This window comes from Pseudooctadecabacter jejudonensis (assembly GCF_900172275.1).
GTDB lineage: Bacteria > Pseudomonadota > Alphaproteobacteria > Rhodobacterales > Rhodobacteraceae > Octadecabacter > Octadecabacter jejudonensis.
Genome location: NZ_FWFT01000001.1, coordinates 796,967 through 812,434 on the forward strand (window position 1 = coordinate 796,967; position 15,468 = coordinate 812,434).

At 63.5% G+C, this 15,468-nt stretch carries 14 protein-coding genes; 6 read left to right on the forward strand and 8 right to left on the reverse strand.

Annotation, left to right across the window (positions count from 1 at the left end; translation table 11 throughout):
* Positions 1-81 precede the first annotated feature (81 nt).
* Positions 82-1,374: an O-acetylhomoserine aminocarboxypropyltransferase/cysteine synthase family protein gene (locus PSJ8397_RS03775; RefSeq protein WP_085863198.1), complete on the forward strand. Its 1,293-nt coding sequence runs from the start codon at positions 82-84 to the stop codon at positions 1,372-1,374.
* 97 nt (positions 1,375-1,471) lie between these two features.
* On the opposite strand, the gene PSJ8397_RS03780 is transcribed toward PSJ8397_RS03775, so the two are convergent.
* The 3 genes from PSJ8397_RS03780 to PSJ8397_RS03790 form a co-directional block, all read right to left on the reverse strand.
* Entirely contained in the window at positions 1,472-1,936 is a 465-nt protein-coding gene (locus tag PSJ8397_RS03780; RefSeq protein ID WP_235000559.1) for a GNAT family N-acetyltransferase, read from the reverse strand.
* On the reverse strand, positions 1,902-2,252 hold the full coding sequence (locus PSJ8397_RS03785) for a YjhX family toxin (protein ID WP_235000560.1): 351 nt from the start codon (positions 2,250-2,252) through the stop codon (positions 1,902-1,904). Before PSJ8397_RS03785 ends, PSJ8397_RS03780 begins: the two co-directional genes overlap by 35 nt.
* Before the next feature lie 175 nt (positions 2,253-2,427).
* Positions 2,428-3,147, reverse strand: coding sequence for an SIMPL domain-containing protein (locus tag PSJ8397_RS03790; RefSeq protein WP_235000561.1), 720 nt, complete (start codon positions 3,145-3,147; stop codon positions 2,428-2,430).
* A gap of 168 nt (positions 3,148-3,315) precedes the next feature.
* Here PSJ8397_RS03790 and PSJ8397_RS03795 point away from each other — a divergent pair, with 168 nt between their 5' ends.
* From PSJ8397_RS03795 to PSJ8397_RS03805, 3 genes are all read left to right on the forward strand, one after another.
* On the forward strand, positions 3,316-6,825 hold the full coding sequence (locus PSJ8397_RS03795) for a hypothetical protein (protein ID WP_235000562.1): 3,510 nt from the start codon (positions 3,316-3,318) through the stop codon (positions 6,823-6,825).
* 76 nt (positions 6,826-6,901) lie between these two features.
* Positions 6,902-8,842, forward strand: coding sequence for a cation:proton antiporter domain-containing protein (locus tag PSJ8397_RS03800; RefSeq protein WP_085863200.1), 1,941 nt, complete (start codon positions 6,902-6,904; stop codon positions 8,840-8,842).
* Positions 8,839-9,264, forward strand: a complete 426-nt coding sequence (locus PSJ8397_RS03805) for an NUDIX hydrolase (protein WP_085863201.1) — start codon at positions 8,839-8,841, stop codon at positions 9,262-9,264. Before PSJ8397_RS03800 ends, PSJ8397_RS03805 begins: the two co-directional genes overlap by 4 nt.
* 57 nt (positions 9,265-9,321) lie before the next feature.
* Here the strand turns inward: PSJ8397_RS03805 and cobT are convergent, their stop codons facing one another.
* Positions 9,322-10,332, reverse strand: coding sequence for a nicotinate-nucleotide--dimethylbenzimidazole phosphoribosyltransferase (gene cobT / locus PSJ8397_RS03810; RefSeq protein WP_085863202.1), 1,011 nt, complete (start codon positions 10,330-10,332; stop codon positions 9,322-9,324).
* Between the two features lie 78 nt (positions 10,333-10,410).
* Here cobT and PSJ8397_RS03815 point away from each other — a divergent pair, with 78 nt between their 5' ends.
* Complete coding sequence (locus PSJ8397_RS03815) at positions 10,411-11,187, forward strand: adenosylcobinamide-GDP ribazoletransferase (RefSeq protein ID WP_085863203.1); 777 nt, start codon at positions 10,411-10,413, stop codon at positions 11,185-11,187.
* Positions 11,188-11,265: 78 nt separating this feature from the next.
* Here PSJ8397_RS03815 and PSJ8397_RS03820 read toward each other — a convergent pair whose 3' ends face one another.
* A complete protein-coding gene (locus PSJ8397_RS03820; protein WP_085863204.1) occupies positions 11,266-12,021 on the reverse strand; it encodes an FG-GAP repeat domain-containing protein in 756 nt (251 codons plus the stop codon).
* Between the two features lie 4 nt (positions 12,022-12,025).
* Entirely contained in the window at positions 12,026-12,349 is a 324-nt protein-coding gene (locus PSJ8397_RS03825; RefSeq protein ID WP_085863205.1) for a 2Fe-2S iron-sulfur cluster-binding protein, read from the reverse strand.
* 240 nt (positions 12,350-12,589) lie between these two features.
* Here PSJ8397_RS03825 and PSJ8397_RS03830 point away from each other — a divergent pair, with 240 nt between their 5' ends.
* Entirely contained in the window at positions 12,590-13,135 is a 546-nt protein-coding gene (locus tag PSJ8397_RS03830) for a peptidoglycan-binding domain-containing protein (RefSeq protein WP_085863206.1), read from the forward strand.
* A gap of 107 nt (positions 13,136-13,242) precedes the next feature.
* Here the strand turns inward: PSJ8397_RS03830 and PSJ8397_RS03835 are convergent, their stop codons facing one another.
* Both PSJ8397_RS03835 and PSJ8397_RS03840 read right to left on the reverse strand, forming a co-directional pair.
* On the reverse strand, positions 13,243-13,629 hold the full coding sequence (locus PSJ8397_RS03835) for a HalD/BesD family halogenase (protein ID WP_143515331.1): 387 nt from the start codon (positions 13,627-13,629) through the stop codon (positions 13,243-13,245).
* A 327-nt stretch (positions 13,630-13,956) separates the two neighbouring features.
* Positions 13,957-15,366 carry a Do family serine endopeptidase gene (locus tag PSJ8397_RS03840; RefSeq protein WP_143515369.1) on the reverse strand — a complete coding sequence of 470 codons (1,410 nt, stop codon included), beginning with the start codon at positions 15,364-15,366 and terminating at the stop codon, positions 13,957-13,959.
* Between the last annotated feature and the right edge of the window lie 102 nt (positions 15,367-15,468).

A 15,468-nucleotide genomic window follows, 5' to 3' on the forward strand; every position in this document is an offset into this window, starting at 1 on the left:
AATGGTCTTGCCCCTGTCCATCACATTGAGGTTATGGCCCGTCCTCGGTACAGTCTGGACCAATTCAACCAAGGATAGACCATGACCGACACACCCACCTATGGCTTTGACACCCTGCAAATCCACGCAGGCGCCCGCCCCGATCCTGCCACCGGCGCACGCAATACACCCATTTACCAATCCACCGCTTACGTGTTTCGCGATGCCGACCACGCAGCCGCTCTCTTCAACCTGCAAGAAGTCGGCTACATCTATTCCCGCCTGACCAACCCCACCGTGGCCGTTTTGCAAGAACGCATCGCCACGCTTGAGGGGGGTGCGGGCGCTGTCTGCTGCTCCTCGGGTCATGCGGCCCAGATCATGGCGCTGTTCCCGATCATGTCACCCGGCAAGAACGTCGTGGTCTCCAACCGCCTTTATGGCGGCACGATCACCCAGTTCAGCCAGACCATCAAACGGTTCGGCTGGGAGGCAAAGTTCGTCGACATGGACGATCTGGATGCGGTCAAAGCCGCCATCGACGACAACACCCGTGCGGTGTTCGGGGAGGCGATCGCCAACCCCGGCGGCTACATCATGGACGTGCGCGCCATTGCGGATATCGCGGATGCGGCTGGCCTGCCGCTGATCATCGACAACACCACCGCCACGCCGTACCTGTGCCGCCCCATCGAACATGGCGCCACCTTGGTCGTGCATTCCACCACCAAATACCTGACTGGCAACGGCTCCGTCACGGGGGGCTGCGTCGTGGACAGTGGCAAGTTTGACTGGACCGCATCCGATAAATTCCCGTCGCTGAGTGAGCCGGAACAGGCCTACCATGGCCTCAAGTTTGCGGAAACCTTTGGCCCGCTGGCCTACACGTTCCACGGCATTGCCATTGGTCTGCGCGATCTTGGCATGACGATGAACCCGCAGGCGGCCCACTATACGTTGATGGGCATCGAAACCCTGTCGTTGCGCATGGACCGTCATGTGGAGAACGCCACCAAGATCGCCAAGTGGCTGGAGGCCGACGACCGGATTGAGTACGTCACCTACGCGGGCCTCGAAAGCTCGCCTTATTTTGAGCGTATCAAAGACGTCTGCCCCCGCGGTGCGTCCTCGCTGTTCACCTTTGCCGTCAAGGGCGGATACGACGCCTGTATCAAACTGGTCGACGCGCTGGAAATTTTCAGCCACGTGGCCAACCTGGGCGATGCGCGGTCGTTGATCATCCATTCGGCGTCCACCACCCACCGTCAGCTGACCGCAGAACAGCAAGAAGCTGCGGGCGCAGGCCCCGGCGTGGTGCGCGTGTCCATCGGATTGGAGGACGCGGATGATCTGATTGCAGATCTCGATCAGGCCTTGTCCAAGGCCGTGTCGTAAGTCAAACGACAAAACGCAGACTGCGGTCCACGCACCTGCGGGATCGTCCTTGATCACAAAAGCCCCCCGCACCCTTGGGCGCGGGGGGCGAACGTTTCTACAGCGCTTTGCGAAAGATCACCTTGTCGTCGCCATGCGCCCAAAAATCGCGAATGCGGGCCTCTTCTTCATAGCCATTCTGGGCATAGAACTGACGCGTCAAGGCGAAGTCATCGGTGCCAGAGGTGTCCACGATCAGGATGCGCTGCCCCTTGTTCTTGAGGTGTTGCTCGGCGGTTTTGACAAGCGCCGCCCCGAGCCGCTTGCCTTGCATGTCCGGACGGACAGCCAGAGCAAGCATGTTCCACGTGCCCTCGGCCAATTCTTCTGGAACCGTGTAGCACAGACCGACCGCCTCGCCGCCCTTGTGGCAGGTCAGCCAGAAGGCTTCCGTGTCACCTGACAAAAATGGTGCCAACATGTCTGGCAGCATCTCGCTTGGGAAAAGCTCGGTCCCATCCAACACGGCCTGTAGCCCCGCAATGTCGTCAGTTGATGTGGGTCTGATAATTGGGTTTGTCATTTTCTTGATGTCCTTTTCGGGTGTCATACTGAGGGATCACGGACCAACTGCCGAGGTTTGTGGCGCGGTCAGGTCGTCCGTTTTCTGATGTGATGAACCGCCGTGTCTTCAGGCGTTCGGTAAGCTTCAGTAGGCAATCAGCCAGAACTTGGCCGTCGCCCGCAAAGCTTGCGACACTGCGCACTTTGCCGTTCGTCATGCGCTCAAAATGGATGGATCCACCTTGCGCCAGAACGTGCAAAACACGTCGCTCGTCTCTTGAGATGTTCAATGGTTTGTCTCTTGATTTTATGTCACGCAAAAAGGCCTCCGGCATCTCGCGCGGAAGTCTCTTGGTTCAATCTGGTCCAATCGGGCGGACCTTAGCGGCGGGCCGCAATCGTAAACATAAAATCTCCATCGCTCTGCATCCTTGCAGGGCATAGCAACAGCTTATTGCAGACAGCGCCTGTCGGCAAGTCGACGTGACGCCCAACCGTCAAGGCGTCCGCCTAATCGTCCATCCCAAACACCATGTTGATGCTGGCCGACACCTCAATCTCACCCGCAGCGACGGGCACATCGAAGGACGGGGCTGAGGCCATGGCCTCCATCATCACCGGCTCCGCACGCAAGGCGCGGTACTGTGGCGCGCCCTGTTCGGCGATCTGCAAAACGTCTCCCACAGCCACGCCCGAGGCTTCGGCATAAAGGGCTGCACGCGCAAGGGCGTCGGCCACGGCACGACGGCGGGCCTCATCCATGGCTGCGGACGGGTCTTGCAATCCAAAGCTCACCCCATCCAGCCGGTTGGCGCCGTCGCCCACAAGTGCCGCCAACAGCCCGCCCAGGTCATCCAAATCGCGCACCTGCACCACGACCGTGTTGGTCGCGTGATAGCCCACAATCTGCTGGCCGCTGCTGATGACACTGTTGGAATAGCGCGGACGCAATTGCACAGCACCTGATTGTACGTCTGCCGCCGCGACGCCCTCGGCATCCAGCCGCCCCAAAATCGCCAAGGTGGCCGCACTTGCCGCATCAAGCGCCTGCGCGGCCGCCTCCCCTTCGGTTTGTACACCCAACCGGATGGTCGCCATATCAGGGGGCAAGGACACCTCGCCCATGCCCGTGACAGAAATCGTGCGCGCGGCCTCATCTGCTTTGGCAGACACACCCGCCAAAACCAAAGTCGCAACAACACACATCAGGGCAACAAAAGACCGCATCATAAAATCCTCACATAATCGAATGCTCTTAGTATGACGTTAAAGCAGCCCCGATCCTTGGGGGAATTCTCAAAAAATCTCCCGCTTGGTTTGGGCGAAACCATGCCTTACAAAGCGCCCCAACTGGAATGGGGAGTTTGCAGCCCCGCGCGGGGATGCTAAATCACGGCCATGACACCAAATTTTGCCCTTTCGCTCTCTTTCGATGGCCTGCGCCTGATGCACCGTGTGGACGGGGGCTGGCTCTTGGTGGGTCAAGTGGCGTTGGACGATCCGGACATGGCGGGGGCGCTGGCGCGGCTGCGCACGGCGGCCCAAACGCTTGATCCTGCGCCGATGGCCACAAAACTGCTGATTCCCAACGATCAGATCAAATACATCGCCCTCGACACCACCCGCGCAGACGAAGACGACGTGCGCGCCGCCCTCGAAGGGGCCACGCCCTACGCCGTGGATGAACTGGTGTATGATTTCGCGAAGGGCGGCGGGCGCACCTACATCGCCGCCGTCGCACGGGAAACCTTGGACGAGGCACAAGCCTTCGCCAGCGAACACGACTTCAATCCGGTCAGTTTTGCGGCTGTCCCCGAACCGTTTACCTATGTGGGTGAGGCGTTTTTGGGGCCGGTGGGCGACCATCCCGCCGAACGAGACAGCGATGCCGTCGTGGTGATTGGTGAGGCAGACGTCACCCTCCCCGATGCGCCGCTCCCGACCCAAGAAACCGCCACAGCGCCAGATACGATGCCTGCTCCGATGCCTGAGGTCGAGGCCGAGGCGGGCGCACACGCTGAGGCAGAAGCGCAAGCCGCGCCCGCCGAACCTGCACCCCCAGCTGAACCGGACACCACCGATCCGACGGACGCCAACCCTGCGCCGGAAGCAGAAGCTCAGCCGGAAGCAGAGGCGCAGCTCGAAGCAGAGGCGCAGCCCGAAGCAGAGGCGCAGCCCGAAGCAGAGGCGCATCCGGAAGCAGAGGCGCAGCCCGAAGACACCGCACCATCCACTGAAGACGCTGCGCCTGATCCAGCCCCAGCGCCCCTTGATCAAGCAGACGACACTGCCACTGCAGTGGCCCCGCCCCCTGCTGATCCATCGCCGGACAGATCCCCGCAAGAGGCCGATCCCGCAGAGGCCCCGATCGTCCCCACACCTGCGGACAGTGAGGCGCCCGAAACTGCGGCAAATGATGACGCCACCCCGACCGAGGGCCAAACGCCCCCCCCTGCGGGACCAAGCACTGAGGCATCCTCTGCCCCCGCGCCTGAGGCCGACACCCCCCCGATGTTTGCGTCCCTTCGGGCGGATCGGTCTGACGGTCTCCCCCCCGCGCCAGCGCCAACCACCCCAGAACCATCAGCCGTCGAACCACTAGCCACAAACACCCGCACAGAGCCGACCTTGGCCCGCCCGACGGGGGCCACCCTCGCCGTGCCCACAGGCCAAGGCACCGACCCGATGCCACCTGTTGCGGCCCCCCCTCGTGACGATATCGCAGCCCCACCCGTTGCAGCGCCCGATCCACAGGTCCCTGGCGGGGCTGTCGATGCCGCACCCGCCATCACCGGTGAGGCCGCAGCAACCGTGACACCAGACGTGACCGCCGCCACCCTGCGTGCGGACGCCGACGCTCAAGTGCCCGCTGAAACAGACAGCAAAAGCACAGGTGCCGCAGCCCTTGGCGCAGCCACGGCAGTCGGCGGCGCGGTCACCGGCGCGGTGGGCGGCATGTTTGCCAGCCGCCGCATGGCCCGCGCGGATCGTCAAGCCAAAGAGGCCGAGGCCGCAGCAGCGGCCGCAAAACCGGATGAAAAATCTCGGCTGACGGTCTTTGGCGCGCGCAAGAAAACGCCTCCGAAGAAAAAGGTGGTGGGCGGCAAACCGCGCTTCCTCGGCCTGATCCTGACGGCGATCTTGTTGCTGTTGCTTCTGGCGGTGGCCGCCTTTGCAGCACTGTCCAACGAAACCGTGGCCCGCTGGCTGGGCCTTGGCGGGGCCGACACGCAAATCGCCGCCACCGACGACACCGCCCCGGTTGACGACACCGCAACGCCAGAAGCGGTAGTCCAGCCCGACGTCACAGAGCCCGAGGTCGCCGCAACAGACACGCCCGCCCCGCCAGCCGCCCCTGCGACGGGCCGCATCCTCACGCCCGAAGAAGCCCAGCGGATTTATGCAGCCACCGGCGTGTGGCAACGCGCCCCGCGCATCGGCCAAACCCCGCGCACCACAACTCTCGCCACCCTTGATCTGGCAGTGTCGCCTCGCCCCGTGCCCCGCGTGCCCGCCAGTCCCTTGGCCGACGCCAACAGCGTGGCGGGCGACGCGGTCATTGCCACGCCGGTCGATCCCCCGCCGCCCTCCGCCACGTTCAATTTCGGCGCCGATGGCCTTGTCGTCGCCACCCCTGAGGGCAGCGTCACACCGGACGGCATTTTGGTGATCGCGGGCACACCACCGCTCAATCCGCCCACGCGGCCCGGGACTGTCGCGCCTGAAATCACACCGCAAGATCAGCTCGCCGCCGTGGTGCCTGACACAGCCGCCCCCCTCTCTGACGCCCCTGATGGCGTCATTGTCATTTCTGGCAGCCCCGCGATCACACCGCCCATCCGGCCCGGCACAGCGGCCCCGGCGCCCACCCCGACGACGCAGGCCCTGGCCGAGGGCACAGCGCCCTTGGTGGCCACCGACGGGCTTGTTGTTCTGGCGGGCGCGCCGCCCGTCCTGCCCCCCGTCCGGCCGGGCACCGTCGCCCCCGTGGTGACACCCCCCGTCACGCCACTCGTCACGCCACCCGCAGCCGAACCTGCACCAACCGCACCCGCCGAAACAGTTGAATCCGCACCGGATCAACCCGAAGGCCTGAACGTGATCGCAGGCTCACCGCCTGTCTTGCCGCCCGTTCGCCCCGGCACCGTGGCCCCGCAAGAGGACGCCAGCGCCCCCGATTTGACCACCGATGCGACCACAGCGCTTGCCACATCAACCGCGCAAACGCCGACCCCTGACACCCTGCGCCCGGCCCCGCGCCCCAACGCCATTGTCGAGGCCGCCGTGGCCCGCGCCAACACCCCCGTGCTGGGCACGCTGACCTTTGCACAGGCCGCAGCCTTCCGCCCGCAAACGCGGCCCGCAGGCCTTGCCCCCGCGCCTGATACAGGGCCTGATACCGAACCTGAACCAGACCCAACTCCCGCCGCCGCCGACCCCACTGGGCTGCAACTGGCGCCAGAAATTGCCGCCGCCGTACAGGCCGCCGCGAACCGGCCCAACCCTATTGTAAACCCGACGCGTCAGGCCATTGCCGTCTCTGAACGCCCCGACAGCCGCCCACGCAACATGGCGCGCATCGTTGAACGCGCGCAGGCCGCACAGGCCCGTGCCGCCCAACAGGTCGCCGCCGTGGCCCCGCGCACCGTGCAACCCAGCGGGCCGACAGGCAGCGCCGTTGCCCAGAACGCCACGTTGGACAACGCGATCAACCTGCGGGATCTCAACCTCATCGGCATCTATGGCGGCTCCGGCGACAGGCGGGCCCTCGTGCGGCTGGCCAATGGCCGCTATCAGCGTGTCACGGTTGGCGACCGTCTGGATGGGGGCCGTGTGACCGCCATCAGCGCCGGCGCTCTCAGCTACACCAAACGCGGCCGTGCCATCACCCTTGAGGTCCCGGGCTAAGCCGCAGGCGCATCTGCGGCCTGCACACCCCCCCCTGCCTCTTGCCAACCGCGCGGCACTGGCCGATAGCTAGGGCATGCAGGACATCCTCCTTCTCGCCACGCTCCTTCTGGGCGCCGCCGTCATCGCGGTGCCACTGGCTTCGCGCCTGGGCCTTGGGTCGGTGCTGGGCTATCTCTTGGCTGGCATCGCCATCGCCCCCCTTATCAGCGCCGAAGCGGCAGAGCTTCAACACGTGGCCGAATTCGGCGTCGTCCTGATGCTCTTTCTCATCGGGCTTGAGCTTGAACCCCGCGTTCTTTGGGGCATGCGCCACCGGCTCATTGGGTTGGGCGGCTTGCAAATAGGCCTCTCTACGATGCTGTTGACGGCGCTGTTCTGGGCCACCGGCCAGCCGCTGATCACAGCCTTCGCGATCGGGCTGATCTTTGCGTTGTCCTCCACCGCGATCGTTCTGCAAACCCTGTCCGAAAAGGGGCTGATGCAGACGTCCGGCGGGCGCAACACCTTCTCGGTGCTGCTGACCCAGGACATCGCCGTGATCCCCATGCTCGCGATCTTGCCCCTTTTGACGCTGCGCCAACCGGTCATCATCCAGCAAGACGGCTCCATGACCCGTGCGGCTGAAGACCACGCCGCCCCCCACGGCTACAGCCTGGTGGAAGGCCTGCCAGGCTGGGGGGTCACCCTTGTGACCATCGGGGCCGTCGCTGCCGTGGTGCTGGTGGGCGTCTACCTCACGCGGCCGGTTTTCCGCTATATTCATCAGGCCAAACTGCGCGAGATGTATACGGCGTTGGCGCTGCTGATTGTGGTCTCCATCGCCGCACTCATGGGCCTCGTCGGTTTGTCCGCCGCCCTTGGCTCCTTTTTGGCGGGGGTTGTTCTGGCGAACTCCGAATTCCGGCACGAATTGGAAAGCGACCTTGAACCGTTCAAGGGCCTGCTCCTTGGCCTCTTTTTCATCACCGTGGGTGCGGGCATCGACTTTGGCCGCCTGCTGTCAAACCCCGCAGGCCTTATCGCACTGACACTCGCCGTCATTGTGATCAAAGGCGTGGTCCTTTATGCCCTCGCCGTGCTCTTCAAAATCAAGGGCCGCGCCCGCTGGCTCTTCACCCTTGGCCTTGCACAGGCGGGCGAATTCGGCTTCGTCCTCATCGCCTTTTCGCTGCAACAAAACGTCCTGTCTGCCGCGTTGGGGGCGGATCTGTTGCTCATCGTGGCGCTCTCCATGCTGGTCACCCCGCTGATGTTCATCGCCTACGACCGGTTCTTTCACGGGATGGACGAAGGCCCCTCCGTCCCGGCCGACGACATCGACGACCAAGGCACCGTCCTCGTCGCAGGCATCGGCCGCTTCGGCCAAGTCATCAACCGTCTGGTGCAAAGCGCGGGCTTCAGCACCGTCGTCCTCGATCACAACTTGGAGACCGTGCAGCTCATGCGGACCTTCGGGTTCAAAGGCTACTTTGGCGATCCCACCCGCCCCGATATCCTGGCCGCAGCGGGCCTCAAAGACGCCAAGGTCCTCGTCGTGGCGCTGGATGGCAAGGCCGAGGCGATCAAGCTGGTCAAATACGCCCGCAAAACCCGCCCCGATCTGCACATCGTGGCCCGCGCCCGTGACCGCGTCCATGTCTACGAACTCTTCGCCGCCGGGGCCGACGACATCGTGCGCGAACTCTTTGACAGCTCCCTGCGCGCGGGCCGATACGTCCTCGAAAACCTCGGGCTCAGCGAATATGAGGCCGCAGAGGCCGAGATGAACTTCTACCACTACGACCGCCACATCCTGCGCGACTTGGCCGAGCTCTGGGATCCAGACATCCCCATCAGCGAAAACACGGCCTACGTGGACCGCGCCCGCGCCGCCAACCGCGACCTTGAAACCGCATTGGCCGAAAAACTCGATCAGTCAGAACGCATGACCCGCCCCCAAACAGGTGGCAACAAAACCGGACGCGGCAGCGCGCCCCGCCGCCCCGGCGGCCGCGCTCCCAAAAACAGCGAATGACCCAAAGCGGCACCAAAATCATCCTGTATCATGGCGCGCGCCTCATCAGCCTGCTGCGCGATGACGTCCCGTCGATCCCCTACCCCAACCACTGGGATCTGCCCGGCGGCGGGATCGAGGCGGACGAAGACGCAAAAGACGCAATTCTACGCGAAACGGCTGAGGAAATCGGCCTGCACATCGCCCCCGCAACCGTCACATGGACGCGCGCCTATTCAAAGGCCAATGGCTTTACCTCCACCTTCTATGCAGCCCCCGTCACTGCAGCTCAAATCGCGGCGATCACATTGGGCAACGAAGGCCAGGCATGGTCCCTCATGCCAATCGCCACCTTTTGCAGCCACCCACAGGCCGTCCCACATTTTCGAACCCGCGTCCGCGACTACCTCACAGACGCCCGCAAAACCAAGACCGAGGCATGACAACGGCCGCGCAACGCGCCCGCCCCTTCATCTGACCAGAAAAACTCAAATCCCGGGCTATCCGTCCGCCACTCCGGCTTCGGCAAAGGTTGCCATGCCCGAATGACAGGCCACAGCGCCCTTCAGCACCCCGATCGCCAGCGCCGCACCGGATCCTTCGCCCAACCGCAGCCCCAAGGACAAAAGCGGCGCTTTTTCAATGCCGTCCAGCAACCGCTGATGCGCGCCCTCGGCTGACAAATGGCCGGCCACGCAGTGATCCAAGGCCCCCGCATGGGCCTTTTCCAAAACAGCCGCCGCCGCCGAACAGATAAACCCATCCAAAATCACCGGAATGGAATGATGGCGCGCCGCCGCAATGGCGCCCGCCATGGCCGCCAACTCGCGCCCGCCCAAACACCGCAACGCCTGCAACGGGTCAGCCACGTCATGCAACGCCAATCCCCGGGCCACCACATCAATCTTGCGTTGCAGACCTGCGTCATCCACGCCCGTGCCGCGCCCAACCCAATCCTCGGCCGCGCCCCCCAAAACAGCGGCGGCCACAGCCGCGGCGGAGGTCGTATTGCCGATCCCCATCTCACCCGTCACCACCAGATCAGAGGCCGGATCGACCGCGTTCCACCCCGTGATCAAGGCCTGAATGACCTCCGCCTCGCTCATGGCAGGGGCCGCTGTGAAATCCTGCGTCGGCATGTCCAGATCCAGGGCATACACATTCATCGTTGCGCCAAACGCCTTCGACAGCTGATTGATCGCGGCCCCTCCGGCCTTGAAATTGGCCACCATCTGCACGGTCACCTCAGAAGGGAAGGCCGACACGCCTTGCGCACAGACCCCGTGATTGCCTGCAAAAATCAACACCTGCGGCGCCGTCAGCTGAGGCTGCGCCTGCCCCCGCCAGCCCGCATACCAAATCGCCAAATCCTCCAGACGGCCCAAAGCCCCCGGCGGCTTGGTCAATTGACCGTTGCGATCATTGGCCGCCGCCAATGTCTCCATATCTGGCCCGGGGGCGTCTTCCAATGTGCGGCGAAACTCGTCCAGCGTGGCGAAAGGGGCAGTCATATCAGGGCCTCATTGCAATCTCTTGGCCCAATCTCTACCGATTGGGACAGGATTGACCAGACAGGAAACGGCCAAGCGATGACAAAGGACGACACCACCCCCCTTGTCACCCTCACAGACATCCCCGCCGCCTTGGGCCTGCTGTCGCGCTTGCCCGTCCCCGTGGATTTTGAGGCCGCAACCGCGCGCGGCCCACGCTCCGCTTGGGCCTACCCCGTCGCGGGCCTCGTCCTTGCCCTCATTGCAGCGCTCTGCGCTCACATCGCCCTCAGCCTCGGCCTGCCGGCGCCGGCCGCAGCGGGCCTTGCCCTCGCCACTCTGGTGATGACCACCGGCGCCATGCACGAAGACGGTCTGGCCGACAGCGCCGATGGCCTTTGGGGGGGCTGGACGTCCGAGCGCCGCCTCGACATCATGAAGGACAGCCACACCGGCGCCTACGGCGTCATCGCCCTGATCCTCGGGCTGGGTCTGCGCTGGGTGGCCCTGACAGCGGTCATCGATGCCGGAGCGCTGTGGGCTGGCCTTATCGCCACAGCAATGCTCAGCCGCGCTGCCATGGTTCCGCTCATGGCCCGCCTGCCCCACGCGCGCAGCACGGGCCTCAGCCACAGCGTCGGCCAGCCCAGCATCACAACCGCACGCCTCGCCGAAGCCTTGGGCGTCGCAGCCTGTGTCATCCTGTTTGGGTGGTGGGGCCTCGCCCTTGTTGCTGTGGCGCTCGTCACAGCCACCGCCTGCGCATGGATCGCCAACGCCAAAATCGCTGGCCAAACAGGCGACATCCTCGGCGCGACACAGCAGATGACGGAAATCATGCTCCTGCTGGCCATGGCCACGCTCACATCCCAGTAACAGGGCACACCGCCCTGCTTCTTTGGGTCAAAAATACCTAAAATCCAACCTCACCACAGCCACACCGCGGGCTGCGGTTCACCCGCACGTCATCGCCCGCGCGACAGCCTCGTGCGAAAAAGGTGCCACCGATCTTGTGACCAACGCGCCGTCCGCCAACACGCTCACCATCACATCCGACCAATCCGCATCTGCGGTCACCAAGGCCCTCACACCGTCACAGGTCCGCAGGCCGCCGGTGATGAAATCCTCTCCAATCCGGTGATTGGTCAAACCGCCCAATTCGGCCTCCAGCTGCAGCGCACTGCCGTCCCACTCAAACACCCGCAGCACTTTTGCCAGATGGGGCCGGTCCACAAACGCAACCTCAACCCGCCCGTCACCGTCCAGATCAGCCGCAGCCACGGGCGCCAACCACCGGTTGGTGCGCCCGATGTGCGGCGTCTCAGCCCGTTTTCCGGTCTGATCATAGACCGCCAAAGATCCACCCAACCCCATGTCCGTCTCAATCACCACAACTTCAGGCGCACCGTCGCCCGTGATATCCCACAGCCGCGGTTCAAGATCTTCGAACACATGATCATCGGGCAGGCTGACCCTGTATTGACGGGCAACACCTGCGTCATCCGTCATGATGACAAGCTGGGTAAACTCGACCGCATCGCCCAAAATGCCATGCCCGTAGCGTGTCGTAGGCCCCTCGAAACGCGCCTCCACGATCGTCTCAGCAGAGGCCCCGCCCGCCACAAGACCCGCCAGCCCCAAACCGAACAGACCCCGCACGCCGCGCAAGGGACCGCGCCACCCGCGCACCGGTCGACGCGGCGCCTCCATCAGATCAAATCTGCTTTTCAGGCATATGGACGACCAAACCGTCCAGCGCATCCGTGACCTTCAACTGACAGGTCAGACGGGACTTCGCCGCATCCGGCTCATAGGCGAAATCCAGCATGTCTTCTTCCATCGGGTCTTTCGCAGGCAGCTTTTCCACCCAATCGTCCGACACATAGACATGGCAGGTCGAACAGGCACACGCGCCCCCGCAATCGGCCTCAATCCCCGGAATGCCGTTGTCACGCGCGCCTTCCATGACCGTCAGACCATTGGCCACGTCCACCACATGTTCCGTGCCGCCGTGTTCGATATATGTGATTTTCGCCATCTCCCGAGGCCCCTTCTTTTCTGGTTTCGACACAATAGATAGGCGCAACATCCGCCCCCCGCCAGTGCGATTTTTCCCAAAACTGCAAAGCTGCGGGTGACGCGCGAAAGACACGGGCGGGGCCTGCAATCCGCGCGAGGGCCACTGCAAGGTTTGTCGCGCGCACAAAAGCGGCTAGACTGCTGTCAAAACAAGGGCAAAGCCCGACCTCCAATGAGGCCCGAGCAGGACCAGACCAAGATGATCAAACCGATCCCCCTTTTGGGCCTTGTGCTGGCCTGCGCGACAGCGACGGGCTGTATGGAAGCCAGCGTGGCGCGCGCGCCAACCGCACCGGCGGCCGATACAATCGCGCCCCTTTCGGCGCCAGAGGTGGTCGATGCGCAAACCGGAACCTGTTTTGCACGTACCACAACACCGGCGTTGATCGAAACCGTGACGGAACAGATCATGGTGCAACCGGCACTCATCCGGTCGGATGGCAGCGTCGAGACCCCTGCCGCCTTTCGCACCGTCACCCGCCAGCGCATCGTGCGCGAACGCCGTGAGGTTGAATTCGAAACGCCTTGCGCACGGGTTTTGACGCCCCCTTTTGTGGCCTCCGTCCAACGTGCGCTTCTTGCGCGTGGATACTACCGCGGCCCGATCACGGGCGTCCAAGACGCCCGCACCCGCGCCGCGATTGGCCGGTTTCAGGCGGATCGTGATGATGTGCTGACGGATATGCTGACATTGCGGACGGCCCGTGATCTGGGCTTGGTGGCCGTTCCACGCGATACGCTTTGATGGGCCCGTCGCACGGGGCTGAGGTGCCGGATTTTAGGTATTTTTGACCCAAAGAAGCGAAGGTCGTGCGCCGCCTCGAACCGGTCAGCTCAACCGGACGTAGAAGGTCATGCGGGCATTTTCGGACAGCGACGCTCGGTGAATGGGATTGCGGCCTCGGGACAGCGCAGGTCTTTGAGGTATTCAAAGCGGCTGCCCGCCTTTGGTTTCTGGATCAAAAGCGTGATGGCAAAGGACGAGTTGTCGAAATGCCAGCCCAGTTCCTGCCCCCGCGCCGCATAGTGGATATTGATAGACGATAACGGGTCGGCATAGGGGAAAAGCCCCTCTTGCCCCGTCACCAACCGGACAAAATCCCGAAAGTCGGCACTGTCATAGAGCTGGCGCAGATCAGAGTCTGCCGCCACATCGTCATTGCAGATGCAGCCCTTGGACGATGTCACTTTGCGATTGGCCGCGTGAACTGCATCAAAGGCCAGATCATCGGGGGTCAAGTAGACCGAGTGGTCCTGAGCGCAGAAAGAGGCCTTTTCCAACCCCGGCCGCCGCCTCTGCCTGCATGCATGCATGCAAGTACTGGGGCTTGGATGAAATCAGCAAGCACCAACACCCCGTCACGGTTCAGTGTCGCGGCAGAGGTTTCTGCATAGGCGGCGGTGCCAATCGGGTGGCGATCCATGTCGACGATGGTGTGAATAATTGGTCCCTTGGTCAGACCCCCATCAAGCCGCGCGGCACCTCGTAGCGCAACACCCCTTATCAACGAAAAAGGCGCCCCCGGGCTTGCGGGGACGCCTTTGTCTTGAACGTGAAAATCTGCGTTATTCGAGGCCAAGGGCCACGAACCGTGGCGCACCATCACGGCGCACCAGCAGCAAAAGCGACTTGCGGCCAGCCTCTTGTGCCTCTTCCACGCGCGTCTCGAAATCCGCAATACTTGCGACCTTTTGCTGACCTGCTTCTGTGATCAGATCGCCGGAGACGAGGCCTTTCTCAGCTGCCTCAGATCCGTCTTCGACCTCAACAATCACAAGACCTGCACCTGCGGTGATGCCCATGGCCTCGGCCATTTCAGGCGTCACTTCGGACAGGGTCATGCCAAGCATGTTGGTCGTCTGGGGCTCCGCCTCTTCGCCGCCCTCTGGGAAGGCCGCAGCCTCAGCCGTTTCACGGCGCCCCAAAGTGACGGTCAGGTCGATCATGTCGCCCGCACGCAGGATTTCGACCGGCACATCTTTGCCCACGGGGCTGTTGCCAACGATCTGCACCAGTTCGCGGGTGTCCTCAATCTCCACCCCGTCGAACGTCAGAATGATGTCGCCCGCTTCCATGCCCGCATCCTCAGCGGGGCCTGCGGGAACATCGGTGACCATCGCGCCGCGCGCCTCGGCCAAGCCATCAATCGCGTCGACCATATCGACCGTCACGTCCTGGATGCGCACGCCCAGCCAGCCGCGGCGGGTTTCCCCGAATTCCTCAAGCTGGTCGACCACATTGGTCACCACAGCGGAGGACATCGCAAAGCCGATCCCGATGGACCCGCCGTTGGGCGACAGGATCGCCGTGTTCACCCCGATCACGTCCCCGTCCATGTTGAACAGCGGCCCGCCAGAGTTGCCGCGGTTGATCGCCGCGTCGGTCTGGATGTAGTCGTCATAGGTGCCTTGCAGCGACCGGTTGCGCGCAGACACAATCCCGGCGGAGACAGAGAACCCCTGCCCCAGCGGGTTGCCCATCGCCATCACCCAATCGCCCACGCGCGCGCCCACGCCGTCGCTGTCGCCAAATTCGACGAACTGCAGCGGGCTGTCATATTCAACCTTCAGCAGTGCAATATCCGTGTTCGGATCCGTACCCACCAGTTCGGCGGGCAACAGCTCAGACGGTTGCCCCTCGCCTGGGAAAAACTCAATCTCGATCTCGTCGGCGCCTTCGATCACGTGGTTGTTCGTGACGATGAAGCCATCGGCGGAAATTACGAAACCGGACCCAAGCGCAGAGGAGCGGCGCGGTTCATCCCCCCCGAAATCGTTGAAGAAATCCTCAAACGGGGAGCCTTCGGGCACCACGCCCTGCGGCCCTGTGCGGCCGGCCACGACCGTGGATGTGGTGATGTTGACCACCGACGGGCTGACCTGTTCGGCCAGATCGGCAAATGTGGCAGGGCGTTCTTGCGCAAAGCCCGGTGCAGCCAGCAGGGCCAGCGCCAAGGCCAAAAGGGCGGCCATCATCCATCCGGCCCGTTGCGAAAGTGTGTCGCGGTGTGTGGCGGCAATGGCCACTGCCTGTGATCTTGATGTGTTCACGTGATGAACCTCCTCACGAATATGGAT